The sequence below is a fragment of the Streptomyces sp. NPDC050509 genome, assembly GCF_044457965.1.
GTDB lineage: Bacteria > Actinomycetota > Actinomycetes > Streptomycetales > Streptomycetaceae > Streptomyces.
The window spans coordinates 1-17,717 of the sequence record NZ_JBITHL010000013.1 but is presented as its reverse complement, the minus strand read 5'-3'; the positions used below and the strand labels follow the sequence as shown (position 1 = coordinate 17,717).

Here is a 17,717-nt window from a genome sequence, read left to right as displayed (position 1 = left end):
GGCTAGCCGCGGGCGCCCGGCATCCGTACGACCGCCGTCCCGCCGTCCAGATCCACCGTGGTGCGGTGCGGCGGGGCGCCGTCCTCCTCGTCGTCGCGCAGCAGCAGCGCCGACTGCCGCTCCTTCAGCTCGCTCTGCTTGCCCGGCGAGAAGCTCGCGTGAAGCTGCTCGAAGCCGGTGGCCGATATCTGCCCCTGCCGGGCTCCGTTGCGCCAGGGCAGCATCCCCGCCCGGCCGGCGCGCAGCAGAAGCTGGTCGACGAAGGCCACCACCGTCAGCGCGATGACCAGTCCGGGCAGCGTCATGAACACCACGGTCTCCATCGCCCCAGTATGGGCGGGAGCACGGAGCGGCGGGAAGGCCCGGCGGCTTCCCGCCGCCGACGGCCGCGGTCCGGTGCGGAACCGTCCGGCCCCGTCCGGACGTTCACCGAGCGACGTCACACCGGACCGTCCGGGTCCGGGTGGGCCCTCGACCGGACAGGCGGTGCCGATGAGCGAGTTGACGGCCGGCGGGAATCTGGCCCTGCCGGACACGGAGCTGTCGATCCGGGTACCGGGCCCCTTCGACCTCTCCGTCCTTGTCACCGGCGACAGCGGAAAGGTCGGCGGCGACGGCGACTTCGTCTTCTACAACCAGCCCTCCGCGCCCGGCGTCCGGTTGCTGCCCGGCGGCGGGATCAGCGTGGATCCGCGCGGGCTGCGGGCGGGCGCGAGCCGCCTCACCGTGGTCGTGAGCGCCGCCGATCCGGCCACCCCGCTCGGTGCGCTGCCGCCCCCGGCGATGACCGTCACCGGACCGGGCCCCGGCGTCCTCACCCGGTTCACACCGGCGCGCCAGACACACGAGACGGTGCTGCTCCTGGCGGAGGTGTACCGGCGCGGCCCCGGGTGGAAGCTGCGCGCGCTCGGGCAGGGGTACGCGGACGGGCTGGCCGGGATCGCCCGGGACTTCGGCGTCGATGTCGCGGAGGAGCCGGCCGGGCCGAGCGCCCCCGCCGGGACCGCGCCGTCCGCGCCGCCCCCGACCGGTACGGCGGCCGAGTTCGACGCGATCGTCCGCGCCCGGCGCCGGGCGGCGGGCCTGCCCCCGCTCGCTCTGGACGGCCGGCTGACGGCCGCGGCGGCGGCCCACGCGGCGGCGATGGCGCGCGGGCGGCGGCTCGACGCGGAAGGGCCCGACGGGCTCTCGCTCTTCCAGCGCGTCACCGCGGGCGGCTACCGCTATCTGCGGCTCGAACAGCATCTCGTCTCCGGGCCCCGCAGCGCCGCCGAGTTCGTGGAGTACTGCCTGAGCGACCCGGCCAGGCGCGCGCCGCTCCACGACGCGGACCTCACCGACGCGGGCATCGGCAGCGCCACGGACCCGGGCTCCGGCGAGACGTACTGGACGGCACTGTGGGCGCGGCCCCTCACCGTACGGACCCTGACGGCGACCGCCGCCGAGGTCCGCTCCCTCACCAACGCCGAACGCGCGGCGGCCGGGCTGGCGCCGCTGGCCGACGACCCGCGTCTGACGACGGCCGCGCAGGCGTTCAGCACCGACATGGCGGACCGCGCGTTCTACTCCCACACCTCCCCGGAGGGCCTGCAGCCCTGGGACCGCGCCGCCGCCGCGGGGGCCCGGCACCGCGGCATCGGGGAGAACATCGCGTGCGGCCAGCGGAGCCCGCGCGAGGTCGTCCAGGGCTGGATGGACAGTCCGGGCCACCGCGCGAACATCCTCAAGCCGGGCTTCACCCACCTCGGCGTCGGCTTCGCGGACGGCGGCCCGGCCGGTACGTACTGGACCCAGCTCTTCGGCCAGGCCGGCTAGGGCGTGTTTCGAAAGTAGCGCCGTCCGCCCGTAGGGCGGGGCTCGCGGCGTCTGGTGCGTGCGATCGCAAGGCGGAGGATCGTCCTCGTACTGGGCGTACTTGGACGACTCCGACAACGCAGCGAGCGTGCGTGCCAGGCGTCGCGAGCCAGGCGGGACTTTCGAAACACGCCCTAGTGCCCTTCGGCGCTCACCGCGCTCACCATGAAGGTGTCCCCGCAGACCACGGGGGCGGAGGTGGCCAGGGTCATCGCGTCCTTGGAGCCCGGCGGATAGATCTGGAGCAGGCTGGGCCGGGGCCAGCAGCTCGATCCCTTGATGCCCTTGTTCAGGGTGTGCAGCGTGATGTGCGCGGCGGCGCCGGGCGCCAGGGTCACGGCGGGGAGCTGCCCGCCCTCGCGGGTGGCCGGGGTGCCGATGGGGGCGCCGTCGCCCGCGAGGAGGGAGACGCCGGGGAAGCCCCGCAGGGTGCAGGAGCCCGGCCCCTTGTTGATGAGCCGCAGGTCGTAGTAGATCTGGCCCGCGCCGGGGTTCGGGGCGCTCAGGCTCAGGCCGAGGCGGGCCGCCGTACACCGCGACGACGTGGCCTGAGCCTGTCCCGATGTCGGTGGTGCCGACGAGCCCGGTGTGGACGGCGAGGCCGAGGACGGGGCGGGTGGTGCGCTCGACGCGCCCGCCGTACCGCTCCCCGCCGTGGCGTCCCCCGCCGTACCGCCGCCGCCCGTGGGCGTGGTGGCCGAGGCCGCGGGAGGGGTGGAGGTCGCGGAGCCGCCGGAGGCTTCCCCGCCGCTGTCGCAGGCGGTGGTCGCGACGGCCAGCAGCGTCGCGCTCGCCGCCATGGCGGCTATGCGCCATCCCCCGCGGTGTCCCCCGGCCCGCGCCGCCGCGCCCCGGCGCCGGGGCCGCCGGGGTGTCGCCCCGGAGGTCTGGGAGTGATCGGACATGTGCTCCACCTGTCCCTTCGCATCGTGGGTATACCCGCCACAAACGCACCCATCGCACATATACCCGGAAGTCCGGGGAAATACGGCGAGGTCCCGCCCCGAGGACCGCGGGACGCCCGCCCGCACGTGTGCCCGGTCAGGGCGGGCACAACCGCGGCGGGGGTGTGAGACTCAAGGGAGGAGGTGGTCGCTGATGGTGGGCGAACCCCCCGCGGACGGCCCCGCGGCGGCGTCCGGGCCGGCATCCCCCGCAGGGCCGGGACCCGGCGAGCGGCTGATCGAAGAACTCCTCGCGCGGGCCCACACCGCCGCCCCGATGGAGCTGCCCGGCCTGGTGAACCGGTGCGCGACCGCGATCGGCCTGGAGTGGATCGTCATCTATCTCGTCGACATCCAGCAGCGCCACCTCGTACCGCTCACCGAAGGGCCGCCCTCCATCGAGGTGGACACCTCCGTCGCGGGCTCCGCCTACCGCTGGCTCGATCTGCGCGTCGAGGAGTGCCGGGAGGGCGGGCTCATGGCCTGGCTGCCACTGGTCGACGGGGCGGAACGCCTCGGCATCCTCGGTATCCGTACGGACGCCCTCGACACCGCCCGGCTGCGGCGCTGCCGCATGCTCGCCTCCGTACTCGCCATGGCGATCACCTCGAAGCGCGCGTACAGCGACAGCTACGCGCGCCACGCCAGGACCGAGGCCATGGACCTGCCCGCGGAGATGCTGCGCGGCCTGCTGCCGCCGCGCACCATCGGCTGCGACCGCGCCGTCTCGACGGCGGTGCTGGAGCCCGCGTACCACATCGGGGGTGACGCCTTCGATCACGCGCTGACCCCGTCCACCCTGCATGCCGCGATCTTCGACGCCATGGGCCACAATCTGGCCTCGGGGCTGACCACCACCGTGGCGATGGCGGGCTGCCGCAACGCCCGCCGCGCGGGCGCCGAGCTGACGGAGCTCGTCGACACCATCGACCAGGCGCTCGGGCGGTGGCTGCCCGACCAGTACTGCACCGGGATCGTCACCCAGCTCGACCTGGCCGAGGGCGTCTTCCGCTGGTGCAACTGCGGACATCCCCCGCCGCTGCTCATCCGTGGCCGCCGGGTCCTGGACCGGGCGCTGGAGCGGCCCGCCCAACCGCCGATGGGGCTGCCCTCCCAGATGGCCACGGCCGTCCGCACCTCGTACGAGACCGTGCTCGAACCGGGCGACCGGGTCCTGCTCTACACGGACGGGGTGACGGAGTCCCGGGTCGAGGGTGGCGCCGAGCTCGGGCTGGGACGGTTCACCGACTCCATCATCCGCGGCGCGGACGCCGGGGAGCTGGCGCCGGAGGCGCTGCGCCGGATCATCCACACGATCCTGGACCGCCAGGGCAACCAGCTCCGCGACGACGCCACGCTGCTCCTGATCGAGTGGCGGCCACCCCGTCCGTGACGACGCCCGGACCGTGCCGGGGGCGCGGCGGTACGAACAGCAGCCCGAGCGTGATCCAGACGTAGGCGTTGGCGCCGAGGAAGGCGTCGGGGCCGGTCGAGTCCCACCGCCACAGCCAGACGACGCTGCTGCACAGCACCACGTACAGGGCGACGCACCCGGCCGGCCGGACGCGGCGCCCGCCGTCCGGTGCCGCCGACGCCGCGTCCGCCAGGACGATCAGCGCCGGGATCAGCCAGACGAGATGGTGCACCCAGGTCACCGGGGAGACCAGACAGGCGGCGAGCCCGGTGAGGGCGAATCCGGCACGGTCGTCGCCGGCGCGCACGGCCGCGCGGGCACGGTACGCCCAGACGGCGAGGACCGCGAGGACGCACACCGCCCAGAGCACGCGGCTCGGATGATCGGGCTGGAGGCGGGCCAGGACGCCTTGGAGCGACTGGTTGGAGACATAGCCGAGCGCTCCGACGCGGTCCGTGTGCCACAGGGCGTCGGTCCAGAAGGCCCGGGACGCGGCCGGGTCCACGAGTGCGGCGAAGAGGGTGGCGCCGCCCGCCGTGGCGGTCGCGATCGCGGCCTGCCGCCGGCGGCCGGTGATCAGCAGATAGACGATGAAGAGTCCGGGCGTGAGCTTGACGGCGGTCGCCAGGCCGATGCCGATACCCGCGTACCGGCCCCGCCCGGTGGCGAGGAGCCGCGCGTCGGCGAGGACGAGCGCCACGAGGACGAGGTTGACCTGGCCGAAGCTGAAGGTGTCGCGGACGGGTTCGAGGAGCGCGAGGAGACAGCCGACGACGGTGAGCGTGAACCACTCGTGACCGGCCGCTTCCTTACCCTCCCTGCCGGCGGCGCGCGTACGGGCGGCGAGCGCGCGCCGGACGACCGGGGCGGCCAGCCAGTGCAGCAGCAGCGCCGAGGCCACGGCGCTCAGCGCGATGCTGGTCGCGACCGCCACGGGCCAGGAGACCAGCGCCATCGGCGCCATCGCGACCGCGGCGAACGGCGGGTAGGTGAAACCGTACCGGGTACCGGGTTTGAGGTAGTCGTAGATCCGGCCGCCGTGGACCCAGTCGTCGACCGCGCCGTAGTAGACCGCCACGTCGAAGAAGTCCCGGTGCAGCGGGACGGTCGCCAGGAAGACGGCGGTGGCCACCACCAGGCAGCCCGCGGTGAGCACCCGGCGGGCGGGGCTCGCCACCGCCCGGTGCAGCGCCCTCGTGGTCATGACGCGGTCGGTCATGACGCGGTCGGTCATGACGCGGTCCGGGTGCGGGCGGGCAGCGTCGCCGGGTCCGACATCTCGAACATCCACCACAGGGCGAGCAGTCCGAGCGCCCCGCCGCCCACGGCGAGCGTCACCTGCAGCGCGTCCGGCGGGGAGCCGCTGGGCAGCAGGGCCAGGGCCAGGACGCCGCTGCCGGCCGCCGTCCAGCGGCGGATCCGGCCGTCGGGCGCGGCGGCGGCGATCAGGAACAGGCCCCACAGCGCGTACCAGGGGCGGAACGCGGGCCCGAGCACGAAGACCGCGAGCAGGCTCAGCGCCAGCGCGTACACCGGTCCTGGGCGCGCCCGGCGCAGCCACAGCACCGCGATCGCCACGGCGGTGGCCGCCAGTCCGCACCAGCGCCACGCCGGTACGGCCAGCTCGCCGAGGCCGGTGCCCGCCGCGTCCAGCAGCGCGCCGCTGAGCCGGCCGAGTGCGCTGGTGAGGGACCAGTTGTCCGGCGACACGGGGGTGGAGAGGGTGGCGAGCCAGCCGTACCCCGTGCCGGTCACGGCCGTCACCAGGACGGTGGTGGCCAGGGCGACGGCGCAGGTCAGCGCCGTCGCCCTGGCCACCCGGAGTCGGCCGGACAGACGGGCGGACCACAGGACGGCGACCGCGAGCAGTCCGAGCGCGGCGGGGGCCTTGACCAGCGCGGCGAGGGTGACGAGGAGGGCGGCGCACAGGGGCCGGGCGCCGGCGGCCCACGGAGGTCCGGCCCGCGGGACGGGCCCGAGCGCCACGACCAGCCCGGCTCCGAGCAGCCCGAGCATCAGGGCGTCGTTGTGGGCTCCCGCGACCAGGTGCAGCAGGACGAGCGGGTTGAGCGCGCCGAGCCAGAGCGCGGCGGGCCTCGGGACGCCGCAGCGGTCGGCGAGCGGCGGCAGGCAGAGGGCCATCAGCCCGACGCCGAGCAGGGCGACGAGGCGCATGCCGAGGACGGCGGCGGAGACATCGGTGGGGGCGAGTCCAGCCGGAAGGAGATCGGTGGCCCCGGCGGAGACGGCAAGGAAGACCGGGCCGTACGGCGCCGGGGTGTGCAGCCATACGGGCGCGACCTCGGCGGCGAGCGGTCCGCCCAGCAGCGCGGGCCCGTGGGCGTAGACGTCGATCCGCGCGTCGACCATGGCCCCCTGCGCGAGATAGCTGTAGACGTCCCGGCTGAACAGCGGCGGTCCGAGCAGCAGCGGCGTCGCCCATACGGCGAGGGTGGTGAGCAGTTCGCGGGGTGCGGGCGGGCGCGGGGAGCGTACCGCACGGCCCAGCCACCACCAGGCCGCGACCAGCAGGACGAGGCCGAAGTAGGCGCACAGCAGGCCCAGGGCGCCCCGGCCCGAGGTGGCCGGCGGCGTGTCCCGGAAGGGCAGGGCGCCCGCGGTCAGTCCGCCGGCGGTCAGCGCGACGGTTCCCACGAGCCCCACGATCCGGCACCGGTCCGGGTTCACATCGGCGTTCAGGGCGAGCATCTGTGGAGGCTCGCAGGAGGGGGTGGCCGACAGGCGACGCCGCCGCCACGTCCCGGTGGCAGCCGTCTGGCCACCGCCTGAAGCCGCGCGCCCGGCCCGGCCGTTCCGCCGGGTCCGGGCGCGCCGGCCGTGGTCAGTCGCGCGGCGGGAGCGTCCCGTCACGTGTGAGCTTGGCGTACCAGTGCGCGCTGGACTTGGGGGTGCGGCGCTGGGTCGCGTAGTCCACGTACACCGCGCCGAAGCGCTTGCTGTAGCCGTATCCCCACTCGAAGTTGTCGAGCAGCGACCAGAGGAAGTAGCCGCGGACGTCCGCCCCCGCCTCGATCGCCCGGTGGACGGCCGTGAGGTGGTCGTGGAGGTAGGCGATCCGCTCCGGGTCGCGGACCTCGCCCTCGGGACCCGCGTAGTCGTCGAAGGCCGAGCCGTTCTCGGTGATCATCAGGGGCAGTCCGGGGTGGTCGTCCCGTACGCGCAGGAGCAGTTCGTACAGCCCGCTCGGGTCGATCGTCCAGCCCATGGCCGTCCGGTCGCCGGGGGTCTGGTGGAAGGCGACGTGGCTGGCGCCCGGCCAGGGGCTGTGGTCGCTCGCGCCGTGCCCGTCGGCGCCGTGGACGGGTGGTCCGTCGTGGTGGGAGACGAGCGTGGGCGAGTAGTAGTTGACGCCGAGGAAGTCGAGCGGCTGGTGGATCCGTGCCGTGTCGCCGTCCCTGACGAAGGACCAGTCGGTGACGGACGAGGTGTCCTCGACGAGATCCGCGGGGTAGGCGCCGTTCAGCATGGGGCCGGTGAAGATCCGGTTGGCGGTGCCGTCGATCCGGCGGGCGGCGTCACGGTCGGCCGCGCTCCCGGTGAGCGGCCGTACGTGGTGCAGGTTGAGCGTGACCGACACCTGGGCGCCGGCCGACAGCCGCTCCCGCAGCGCCTCGACGGCGAGTCCGTGGCCGAGGTTGAGGTGGTGTGCGGCGCGCAGCGCGTCGGCGGGGTCGGTACGGCCGGGGGCGTGGACACCGGAGCCGTAGCCGAGGAACGCGCTGCACCAGGGCTCGTTGAGGGTGGTCCAGGTCTTCACCCGGTCGCCCAGGGCGTCGGCGACGAGGCCCGCGTACTCGGCGAAGCGGAACGCGGTGTCCCGCTCAGGCCAGCCGCCCGCGTCCTCCAGGTGCTGGGGCAGGTCCCAGTGGTAGAGCGTGACGACGGGCTCGATGCCCTTGGCGAGCAGCGCGTCGGTGAGCCGCCGGTAGAAGTCGAGTCCCTTCTGCGAGGCGGGCCCGCTGCCGGTGGGCTGCACGCGCGGCCAGGAGACGGAGAAGCGGTACGCGGAGACCCCGAGGGCGGACATGATCTCGATGTCCTCGGGCCAGCGGTGGTAGTGGTCGGTGGCGATGTCTCCGGTGTCGCCGTTGCGTACCCTGCCCGGCGTGTGGGAGTAGACGTCCCAGATGGAGGGGGTACGGCCGTCCTCCTGGACGGCTCCTTCGATCTGGTACGCGGCGGTCGCGGTGCCCCAGAGGAAGTCGGGCGGGAAGCTCAGGGGTGCCGCAGGGTCCAGGGCTCGCCCGGTGAGAGGTGCTGAGGTGGCCACAAGGGTCCTTCCGCAGAGATCGAACGGTGTGGTGCGTCGAACGGTGTGGTGCGTCGAATGGGTGGGGAGGCGTCAGCCCTTGACGGCGCCCTGCATGATGCCGCCGACGATCTGCCGGCCGAAGACGAGGAACATCGCCAGCAGCGGCAGGGTGCCGAGCAGCGCGCCGGCCATGATCACCGACTGGTCGCGGACATAGCCCGCGCTGAGCTGGGTGAGGGCGACCGGCACGGTCGGGTTGGTCATGTCCAGCGCGATGAAGGGCCAGAAGAAGTCGTTCCAGGCGTGCACGAAAGTGATCATGAAGAGGACGGCCATCGGGGGCCGGGCGATCGGCAGGACGATGGACCAGAAGATCCGCAGCGAGTGGGCCCCGTCGAGGCGTCCCGCCTCGATGAGTTCGTCGGGCAGGGCCTCCTTCAGATACTGCCGCATGAAGAACACCCCGACGGCGCTCACCAGCGTCGGGAAGATGACGGACGGGAGCTGCTGCCCCCAGCCGAGGTCGGCCATCATCATGAACAGCGGTACGACACCGAGTTGCGGCGGCACCATCATCGTGCCGATCACCAGCATCAGCAGGATGTTGCGGCCCTTGAAGCGGAGCTTGGCGAAGGCGAAGCCGGCCAGGGTGGCGAAGAAGACGGTCGAGAGGGCGATCACTCCGGCGACGATCAGGCTGTTGACCATCGCCCGGCCCATCGCCGCGTCCGTCCACGCCGTCCCGAGGTTCTTGAACAGGTTCGGTCCCGGCAGGAACGGCGGCGGGGTCTGGGAGATCCGGGTGTTGTCGGTCGACGCGGCCACCATCGTCCAGTACAGCGGGAAGAGGGAGACCAGCGCGGCGAAGCCGAGCAGGGTGTACGCGAGGGGGCCCGCGTGGTGCTGGCGCCCGGCGCCCGGCCGCAGGATCCGGCCGAACCGGCGCCGGGCGGGAGCCGGTGGAGGGTCGGTCCGGTCGCGTACGCCCGCCCGGACCTGTGCGATGTCGGTGGTCATGGGGGTGCTGCTCCCTGGTCAGGACGTACGGGACGTGAAGCGGGCGATGGCGCGCTGGAGGACGAAGACGAGGATCAGGATGAGGAACATGGCCCAGGCGATCGCCGAGGCCCGCCCCATCTGGTAGTTCTTCCAGCCCTCTTCGTAGAGCAGCAGGCCCAGCGTCTGGTACTGGTTGTCGGCGCCGCCGCTGATGCCGTTGGGCCCCTGCCCGAAGATCAGCGGTTCGCCGAAGAGCTGGGTCGCGCCGATCGTGGAGAGCACGATCGTGAAGATGATCGTCGCGCTGATGCCCGGGACGGTGACGGTACGGAACTGCTGCCAGCGGGACGCGCCGTCGATGGCGGCGGCCTCGTACAGGTCCTTCGGTATGGCCTGCATGGAGGCGAGGTAGAGCAGGGCGTTGTAGCCGGTCCAGCGCCAGATCACGATGGTGGAGATGGCGAACTGGGCGGGCCACTTCTGGCTCTCCCAGTCGATGTTGTCGATGCCGAACAGCCCGAGACCCCAGTTGATCATGCCGAAGTCGCGCTCGAAGAGCATGGTGAAGACGAGCGCGGCGGCGCCGATGGAGGTCGCGTACGGGGTGAGGACGGCGACCCGGAAGAACACCGAGCCGCGGAGCCGGTAGTTGAGCAGATGCGCGAGTCCGAGGGCCATCAGCAACTGCGGGACGGTGGAGATGACCCCGATGGTGAAGGTGTTGCTCAGCGCGTTCCAGAAGCGGTCGTCCTCGAACAGCTCCGTGAAGTTGGCGAGCCCGCGCCACTCCATGGTGTCCATCGTGGAGAGCTCGACGCGGTGCAGCGAGATCCAGAAGGTGTAGAGCAGCGGGTAGAACCCGAAGGCGGCGAAGATCAGGAAGAACGGGGCGATGAAGCCGTACGGCACCGCCCCGAGGTCCAGGCGGTGCAGAAGGTTGCGCCGCGACTGCCGGGGCGCCCCGCCGCCGGCGCCGCCCTTCGCGGGGGGACCGGCTGACGCGGGGTGCGGCTGCCCGCCGGTGGGGGCTGCCGGGGTGGAGGTGGCCACGCGGGCTTCCTTCCGTGGAGTTGTTCGGTGGGGCGGGCCCGGCCCGGCGGCGGTGGTACGCGCACACCGGCCGCCGGGCCGGGCCTCGGGGTCAGAGCGGAACGGCCGGAGTCACCTCAGGCCGGGAACGGCACAGCGGGCCGGGCCGGGCCGGCGTCAGCGCGCCAGCTTCTCGATGCGCTCGTCCGTGGTCTTCCACGCCTCGTCCGGCTTCTTGCCCTGCTCCACGAGCTGGATCCCCGCCGAGAAGGTGTCCTTGATGCTGCCGTCCTTGCGTCCCAGGATCTGCTCGTCCGGGATCTCCTTGGCCGCGGCGCCGAAGATCTGGCCGATCGGCGCGTCGCTGAAGTACGGGGAGGTCCCCGAGGAGACCGCGGGCATGTCGATCGCCGTCTTCGAGGACGGGAAGTTGCCGAGCTTCTCGAAGATGTACGCCTGCTGCTCGGGCGCGGTCAGCCAGGCGACGAGCTTCTCGGCCTCCTTCTTGACCGGGCTCTTCTCCATCACACCGAGGAAGGAGCCGCCCCAGTTGGCGCCCTTCGGGGCCTTGGCCACGTCCCACTTGCCCTTGTTCGCGGGGCCGGCCTTCTCGCTGATGTGGGCGAGCATCCAGGCCGGGCAGACGGTGGTGGCGAAGGTGCTGTTGGACAGGCCCGGGTCCCAGCCGGGCTGGAACTGGCGGAGCTTCGCGGTCAGTCCGGACTCGGCGGCGTCCGTCGCGAGGGTCCAGGCGTCCTTGACGACCGGGTTGTCCTGGTAGACGAGCTTGCCGTCCTTGTCGTAGAACTGCTTCTCACCGCCGTAGATCATCGCGTTGAACAGCCCGCTGGAGGTGTCCATGTACGAGACCTTGTCGTCCTTGGACTTCGCCTTGAAGGTCCGCCCCGTCTCGACGTACTTGGACCAGTCCCCCGCCCACAGATTCGCCACCTCCTCGCGGTCGGTGGGCAGTCCGGCCTGTTCGAAGAGGTCCTTGCGGTAGCAGACCGCCATCGGGCCGATGTCGGTGCCGAGGCCCAGCAGCTTGCCGTCGGCGGTGGTGACCTGGCTCGACTTCCACGGCAGGAAGTGGTCGAGGTTGGCGGTCTTGGAGAGGTCGGCGAACTTGTCGGCCTGGGTGTCCACCAGTTCCTTGGCGCGGCCGATCTCTATGCCCTGGACGTCCTTGAGGCCGCTGCCCGCGGCGAGGTGGGTCTGGAGGGCGGTGTAGTAGGTCTGCTCGTCACCGGTCACATCCGCCTCGATCAGGATGTCCGGGTTCTCCTTCATGTAGCGGTCGAGGAGATCGGTCTCCTTGTACCCCATGACCCCGAACAGGCCCAGGCTGATGACGGTCTTGCCGTCCTTCGTACGCGCCTTGTCCGTCTCCGAGCCGCCCGAGCAGCCGGCGACGAGGACGAGGGACACCGCAACCGAGGTAACGGATGCGAGGGTGGAACCGAAGCGTCTGCGGGCAGTGCCCATGTGGATTCCTCCTGGCAGCGGCGCACAGGCGGGCGCTGCTGCGGCTCACGGTCGACTGGATGGGAGACCCGCTCCACGACAAAATTGGGAGCGCTCCCAGCGGGTTGTGGAAGACTCTCGGTGAACACGGTCCCGTGTCAAGAGTCGAAGTCGGTTCCGTTGCGTGAATGTGTCCGAACTCCGGCCGTCCGCAACCGGATTCCCCGGAGGCCAGCACAATCTCCTGGTGAGCGCACCGGCGCCGACCAGGGGCGAGAGTCAGGAGACGTGATGAGCAGCCGTAAACCACCAGGCCGGAGGCCAACTCTTGAAGCCGTGGCCCAGCTCGCGGGCGTGGGCCGCGGTACGGTCTCGCGGGTCGTGAACGGCGCGCCGGGCGTGAGCGCGAAGGCCAGGACGGCCGTCGAGGCGGCGATCGCGCAGCTCAACTACGTGCCGAACCCCGCCGCGCGCTCGCTCGTCACCAGTAGGACCGACAGCATCGCGCTGGTGATCCCCGAGTCGGAGAGCCGGCTGGCCTCGGAGCCGTACTTCTCCGCCGTCATCCGCGGGGTGAGTACGGAACTCGCCGACACGGAGATGCAGTTGCTGCTGATCCTGGTACGCAACCAGCGCGAGCGGGACCGGCTGACCCGGTTCGTGGAGGCGCACCGGGTGGACGGCGTGCTGCTGGTCTCGGTCCACCAGGACGACGCGCTGCCGGAGTTCCTGGAGAAGCTGCAGATACCGACCGTGCTGGCGGGGCGGCGCTCCCCCGCCGAGCCGCTGAGCCATGTCCGCTCCGACAACGCCGGCGGGGCGGCCCAGGCGGTGCGCCATCTGCTCGGCCGGGGGCGTACGGCGGTCGCCACGATCACCGGGCCGCTCGACATGGACGTCGGCGACGGACGGCTCCAGGGCTGGCGCGACGCCCATCTCGAACGGGGCGCGGCGGTGGACGAGTCCCTGGTGGCCCTGGGGGACTTCACCGAGGAGGGCGGCCGGGCCGCCATGCGGGAACTCCTCGAACGGCGGCCGGATCTCGACGCGGTCTTCGCCGCGTCCGATGTGATGGCGGCGGGCGCGCTGACCGAACTGCGGGCGCGGGGCCGGCGTGTCCCGGAGGACGTGGCGGTCATCGGTTTCGACGACTCGATGGTCGCGCGTCACACCGTGCCGCCCCTGACCAGTGTCGACCAGCCGTCCGAGGAGATCGGGCGGACCATCACCCGGCTGCTGCTCGACGAGATCAGGGACCCCGCCCGGCCCCGGCGGCAGCTCGTCCTGCCGACGACACTCGTCCACCGGCGGAGCGGCTGACGCGCGGTCGGCGTGTCCCGGGTGTGTCACGAGGCGGCGCGACACGCCCGGGGCGGGCCTACGGTGGCAAGCGGTGCGGGAGGTACGGGGCGCGTGGGCCCCGGCCCGCTCAGCCGCCGGTCGCGAACGCGTCCACCCCGGTCAGCTCGGCGGAGAGGCGCCACAGGCGCGCCGCCTGCTCCGGGTCGGTCGCGTAGCTCCGTACGCCGGTACGGGGGCTGCCCTCCGCGGTGGTCTCCGCGATGTCGCAGTCCTCGCAGTAGACGCCGCCCGCGTCCGCGAGCCGGGGCGAGGTCGCCGCCCAGACCTGGGTGGCCGCGCCCTGCTCCGGTGACTTGAAGGACGGGTTGAGCGGGTTGCCGTCCTCGTCGATCCAGCCGGCCGCGACCATCTCCTCCCGGGTCAGGTGGCGCTGGAGCGGGGTGAGGATGCCGCCGGGGTGCAGGGCGAACGCCCGTACGCCGGACTCCCTGGCCAGCGCGTCGAGGTGGACGGCGAAGAGCACGTTGGCCGTCTTCGCCTGGCCGTACGCCTGCCACTTGTCGTAGCCGTCCTCGAACCAGGGGTCGTCCCAGCGGATCGCGGAGTTGTGGTGTCCGGTGGAGGACACCGAGACGACGCGCGCCCCGCCGGGGGCGATCGCCGGCCAGAGCCGGTTGACGAGCGCGTAGTGGCCGAGGTGGTTGGTCGCGAACTGGGCCTCCCAGCCGGGGCCGACCCGGGTCTCGGGGCAGGCCATGACCGCCGCGTTGTCGATGACGATGTCGAGTGTGCGGTCCGTGGCGAGGAAGCGTTCCGCGAAGTCCCGGACGCTGTCGAGGTCGGCGAGGTCCACCTCGTCCACCTCGGCGTTCTCGATGCCGGCCAGTGCCTTCCGTGCGGTGTCGGGCCGCCGGGCGGGCACGACGACCCGGGCACCGGCGCCGGCGAGCGCGCGCGTGGTCTCCAGGCCCAGGCCCGAGTAGCCGCCGGTGACCAGGGCGAGCGTGCCGTCGAGATCGATGCCGCGCAACACGTCCCGGGCGGTGCTCGTGGCGCCGAACCCCGACCCGATCGGGTGCTGCGGCGTCCGGTGGGGTGCTGCCTCGTTCTGTGGCGTTGTCATGCGACGCAGGCTACGAATTGGAGCGCTCTCGAAGTCAAGCGCACCGGCGGGCACCGGGCTCGGTTCACCCCACCGGGCGTCCTGCTGCGCGAGAGTCGAATTCACCAGCGGGCCCGGGCGCGCGAATCGCCCACGATCGGGTCAGTGATGCGTGGCCCGTACGGGTCGACTGCTAGGCAGGGACGTTCTTGTCCGTACCGGAGCTCTGGAGTCACCCATGTCGATCGATGCCGTTCTCGCCCAGGACCAGGAATCGCCCCGCGCCCACCCCCTCATCCCCGGGCAGGCGTACGACGGGGGCGCGCGTGGAGCGGCCGGCCCGGTCGAGGAGCGGGACCTCACGTTCGACGGGTTCCGCTACACCTGCCGCGTCGTGCACCGCGACGCCCCGCTGACGGAGCCGGTGGTGGTGCTGGGCGGCTCCTCCCAGGACCGTAACTCCTGGGTGCGGCACGAGAAGTGGCTGAGCCCGGTGGGGCAGGTGATCACGGTGGATCTGCCGGGGTACGGTACGGCGGACTTCCTGCCCGCCGCGTACGGCGTGGACTTCCTCGCCGCCGTCGTCCGGCACCTGCTCGACGAGTTGGGCGTCCCGCGCGTCAACATGGTCGCCGCCTGCTTCGGCGGGGCGATCGGGCTGCGGTTCGCCCAGCACTACCCGGCGATGGTCGCCCGGCTGATGCTGGTGGGCATGACGCCCCGGATCCCGACGGACTACGCGGCGGCGATGGAGCGGTGGGCCGTCATGATCGACCGCGGGGAGACCGCGACCATCGCCCGCGAGCTGGCGGAGCGCTTCATGTCGCCCCCCGGCACCGGGGTGGTACGCAAGCACGCCGCCGTCTCCCGGCTGGTGTACCAGCAGATCGCCGGCCAGGACCCGGAGCAGCTCGGCAAGTCCGCCGAGCACAACACCCGGCTGATGCGGCACGAGTGGTACCGGCCGGAGCCGGTCCCCGCCGTACCGAGCCTGGTGGTGACCGGCGAGCACGATACGCTGACCACGCCCGCGATGGGGCGCGAGGTGGCCGCGGCGTTGCCCGAGGCGCGGTTCCTGACCATCGACGAGACCGACCATCTCGCCCCGGTGGAGCGGATCCCGGACTTCGCCGATCTGATGGCGCGCTTCTGCACCGACCGGCCGCTGGACGGGCTGCCGTACGCCTGCCGTCCCGAGGTCCTGGGCACGACGGTCGCCGCACCGGCCCGTGGCGGCTTCGGTGGCCGGGCCGCGCTCTGACCGCCGCCGCCCGGGCCTGACCGCGGCCCGGGTACGGCCGCAGCGGGCCGGCCGGGGCCCGCCGGCGGGCGCCGACCGCGTCCGGGCCGGGCGCGCCGCTCCGTATGCTACGCGGCGAGTTCGCGCACCGTGGCCATGTCGCTGAACGGCAGGAGCCGGTCCCCCACGATCTGGTACGGCTCGCTCCCCTTGCCCGCGATCAGGACGATGTCGTCCTGCCCGGCCGCCTCCAGCGCGAAGGCGATGGCCGAGCGGCGGTCGGCGAGCCGCTCGAACGGGGTGCCGGTCGCGGCGAGTCCGGGGGTGATCTGGTCGAGGATCGTCAGGGGGTCCTCGCCCCGGGGGTTGTCGGAGGTGAGGACGCACAGGTCGGAGTGGGTACCGGCGATCTCCCCCATCCGGGCCCGCTTGGTGTTGTCGCGGTCCCCGCCGCAGCCGAAGACGGTGATGACCCGGCCGCGGGCGAAGCCGCGGATGGTGGTGAGCACCTTCTCCAGGGAGTCCGGTGAGTGCGCGTAGTCGACGATGACCGCGCTGCCCCGCGGGGTCTCGTACCGCTCGAAGCGTCCCGGGACCGGCGGCATCCGGTCGAGCGCGCCGACGAGGCCGGACAGGTCGTGCCCGAGCAGATGGCAGGCCGCCACGGTGGCGAGGGCGTTGGCGACGGAGAACCGGCCGGGCACGGGGATCGCCGCCGGGTACTTGCGTCCCTCGTGGTGCAGGGTGAAGCGGGTGCCGAAGGCGTCCATGGCGAGATCGGTGGCCCGGTAGTCCGCCTCGGTGTCGAGGGCGTACGTCGTCACCGCGCCGGGCATCAGCGCGGCGATCCCGGCGCCCACCGGATCGTCGGCGTTGACCACCGCGCGCTCGCACAGCCCCTGGAACAGCCGGAGTTTGGCGTCCCGGTAGTTCTCCATGGTGCCGTGGTCGTCGAGGTGGTCCTGGGTCAGATTGGTGAAGATCCCGACGTCGACGTAGGCGTGGTCCACCCGGTGCGTCAACAGGCCCATGGAGGTGGCCTCCAGGACCACCGTGGAGACCGCCCGGTCACGCATCCGCCCCAGCAGGTACTGGAAGTCCGGCGACTCGGGCGTGGTCAGGACGGAGCGGGGCATGGGGATCAGCTCGTCGCCGATCCGGCTGCCCGCCGTCCCGATCACCCCGACCCTGGTGCCCTCGGCGAGCCGCAGCACGGACTCGACCATGTACGACACCGAGGTCTTCCCGTTGGTGCCGGTGACGGCGACCATGTCCATCCCGCGCCCCGGCTCGCCGTGGTACCGGGAGGCGACGACGGAGGCGGCGGTACGGGTGTCGGCCACCCGTACGACACACACGTCCGTGTCCGCCCACACCGGCGCGTCGGCGCCGGGCGCCGCCGCGTCGACGAGGACCGCCACCGCGCCGCGCGCGAGGGCGGGTCCGATGGCCCCGGGGCCGCCCTCCCGGTGGCCGGGGACGGCGACGAAGAACGAACCGGGAGTGACCCGGTGCGTGTCGAAGCAGGTGCCCGCGGTGATCACCGTCTCCGGGTCGCCCCGCAGGATCTCGTGGTCGTACCCGGCGAGCAGTGTGCTCAGCTTCACGGGGGTCCTCTCGTGGTGGTGGGGGTGCGGGGCACCGCGAACCGGCCCGGAGGGCAGCGTTCCACGGGGTGACAGGAGGAGAGGGGGATCCGGCGGTGGTGTACGGGGCACGGGCCCGCCCGGGCGGGATCCGGACGAAGGGCCCTAACCGTGGCCGTGCAGGGCGAGAGCGGCGGCCTCCGGCGCGGACACGGGGCCGGGCGTCGTGGTGGCAGCGCGGGCGACGGCCTCGCACCGGGCGCAGGGGGCCTGTCGCAGGCACTCCCTCACACCACGTGAACAACCCATGAGGCGAGTGTACGGCCGCGGCGGCGCTCCGGTGACCGGGCCCGCGGACACGGCGGTGGGGGGGGGGGGGCGGCCCCGCCCCCCCCCCCCCCCCCCCCCCCCCGGGGGGGGGGGGGGGGGCCCCCCCCCCCCCCCCCCCCCCCCCCGCCCCCCCCCCCCCCCCGGCCCCCCGGGGGGGCCCCCCCCCCAACCACCACACAC

The 17,717-nt window shown here is 73.0% G+C and carries 15 protein-coding genes; 4 read left to right on the top strand and 11 right to left on the bottom strand.

Annotation, left to right across the window (positions count from 1 at the left end; all coding sequences use genetic code 11):
• Positions 1-2 precede the first annotated feature (2 nt).
• Positions 3-323 (bottom strand): DUF6191 domain-containing protein, encoded by a 321-nt coding sequence (locus ACIBJC_RS31320; RefSeq protein WP_399298270.1) that lies wholly within the window; start codon positions 321-323, stop codon positions 3-5.
• 169 nt (positions 324-492) lie between these two features.
• On the opposite strand from ACIBJC_RS31320, the gene ACIBJC_RS31315 reads away from it, so the two are divergent.
• Positions 493-1,815 carry a CAP domain-containing protein gene (locus ACIBJC_RS31315; RefSeq protein ID WP_399298268.1) on the top strand — a complete coding sequence of 441 codons (1,323 nt, stop codon included), beginning with the start codon at positions 493-495 and terminating at the stop codon, positions 1,813-1,815.
• Positions 1,816-1,988: 173 nt separating this feature from the next.
• Here the strand turns inward: ACIBJC_RS31315 and ACIBJC_RS31310 are convergent, their stop codons facing one another.
• Positions 1,989-2,759 carry a DUF4232 domain-containing protein gene (locus ACIBJC_RS31310; RefSeq protein WP_399298266.1) on the bottom strand — a complete coding sequence of 257 codons (771 nt, stop codon included), beginning with the start codon at positions 2,757-2,759 and terminating at the stop codon, positions 1,989-1,991.
• Positions 2,760-2,952: 193 nt separating this feature from the next.
• Between ACIBJC_RS31310 and ACIBJC_RS31305 the strand changes: the two genes are divergently transcribed.
• On the top strand, positions 2,953-4,191 hold the full coding sequence (locus ACIBJC_RS31305; RefSeq protein WP_399298264.1) for a PP2C family protein-serine/threonine phosphatase: 1,239 nt from the start codon (positions 2,953-2,955) through the stop codon (positions 4,189-4,191).
• On the opposite strand, the gene ACIBJC_RS31300 is transcribed toward ACIBJC_RS31305, so the two are convergent.
• From ACIBJC_RS31300 to ACIBJC_RS31275, 6 genes are all read right to left on the bottom strand, one after another.
• Complete coding sequence (locus tag ACIBJC_RS31300) at positions 4,103-5,446, bottom strand: glycosyltransferase 87 family protein (RefSeq protein ID WP_399298262.1); 1,344 nt, start codon at positions 5,444-5,446, stop codon at positions 4,103-4,105. The genes ACIBJC_RS31305 and ACIBJC_RS31300 overlap by 89 nt on opposite strands.
• Positions 5,443-6,921 carry a polyprenol phosphomannose-dependent alpha 1,6 mannosyltransferase MptB gene (gene mptB, locus ACIBJC_RS31295; protein WP_399298260.1) on the bottom strand — a complete coding sequence of 493 codons (1,479 nt, stop codon included), beginning with the start codon at positions 6,919-6,921 and terminating at the stop codon, positions 5,443-5,445. The genes ACIBJC_RS31300 and mptB overlap by 4 nt, the downstream gene beginning before the upstream one ends.
• Before the next feature lie 133 nt (positions 6,922-7,054).
• Positions 7,055-8,503 (bottom strand): GH1 family beta-glucosidase, encoded by a 1,449-nt coding sequence (locus tag ACIBJC_RS31290; protein ID WP_399298258.1) that lies wholly within the window; start codon positions 8,501-8,503, stop codon positions 7,055-7,057.
• A 72-nt stretch (positions 8,504-8,575) separates the two neighbouring features.
• Entirely contained in the window at positions 8,576-9,502 is a 927-nt protein-coding gene (locus ACIBJC_RS31285; RefSeq protein ID WP_329822772.1) for a carbohydrate ABC transporter permease, read from the bottom strand.
• Between the two features lie 18 nt (positions 9,503-9,520).
• Positions 9,521-10,534 carry a carbohydrate ABC transporter permease gene (locus ACIBJC_RS31280; RefSeq protein WP_399298255.1) on the bottom strand — a complete coding sequence of 338 codons (1,014 nt, stop codon included), beginning with the start codon at positions 10,532-10,534 and terminating at the stop codon, positions 9,521-9,523.
• A gap of 156 nt (positions 10,535-10,690) precedes the next feature.
• Positions 10,691-11,998, bottom strand: coding sequence for an ABC transporter substrate-binding protein (locus tag ACIBJC_RS31275; RefSeq protein ID WP_399298253.1), 1,308 nt, complete (start codon positions 11,996-11,998; stop codon positions 10,691-10,693).
• A gap of 270 nt (positions 11,999-12,268) precedes the next feature.
• Here ACIBJC_RS31275 and ACIBJC_RS31270 point away from each other — a divergent pair, with 270 nt between their 5' ends.
• Positions 12,269-13,297: a LacI family DNA-binding transcriptional regulator gene (locus tag ACIBJC_RS31270; RefSeq protein ID WP_399298251.1), complete on the top strand. Its 1,029-nt coding sequence runs from the start codon at positions 12,269-12,271 to the stop codon at positions 13,295-13,297.
• A 109-nt stretch (positions 13,298-13,406) separates the two neighbouring features.
• Here the strand turns inward: ACIBJC_RS31270 and ACIBJC_RS31265 are convergent, their stop codons facing one another.
• Positions 13,407-14,402, bottom strand: a complete 996-nt coding sequence (locus ACIBJC_RS31265; protein ID WP_399298249.1) for an SDR family NAD(P)-dependent oxidoreductase — start codon at positions 14,400-14,402, stop codon at positions 13,407-13,409.
• 217 nt (positions 14,403-14,619) lie between these two features.
• On the opposite strand from ACIBJC_RS31265, the gene ACIBJC_RS31260 reads away from it, so the two are divergent.
• Positions 14,620-15,642: an alpha/beta fold hydrolase gene (locus ACIBJC_RS31260; protein WP_399298247.1), complete on the top strand. Its 1,023-nt coding sequence runs from the start codon at positions 14,620-14,622 to the stop codon at positions 15,640-15,642.
• A 107-nt stretch (positions 15,643-15,749) separates the two neighbouring features.
• Here ACIBJC_RS31260 and ACIBJC_RS31255 read toward each other — a convergent pair whose 3' ends face one another.
• Positions 15,750-17,228 (bottom strand): UDP-N-acetylmuramoyl-L-alanyl-D-glutamate--2,6-diaminopimelate ligase, encoded by a 1,479-nt coding sequence (locus tag ACIBJC_RS31255; protein ID WP_399298245.1) that lies wholly within the window; start codon positions 17,226-17,228, stop codon positions 15,750-15,752.
• Between the two features lie 144 nt (positions 17,229-17,372).
• Complete coding sequence (locus ACIBJC_RS31250; RefSeq protein ID WP_399298243.1) at positions 17,373-17,516, bottom strand: hypothetical protein; 144 nt, start codon at positions 17,514-17,516, stop codon at positions 17,373-17,375.
• Positions 17,517-17,717 lie beyond the last annotated feature (201 nt).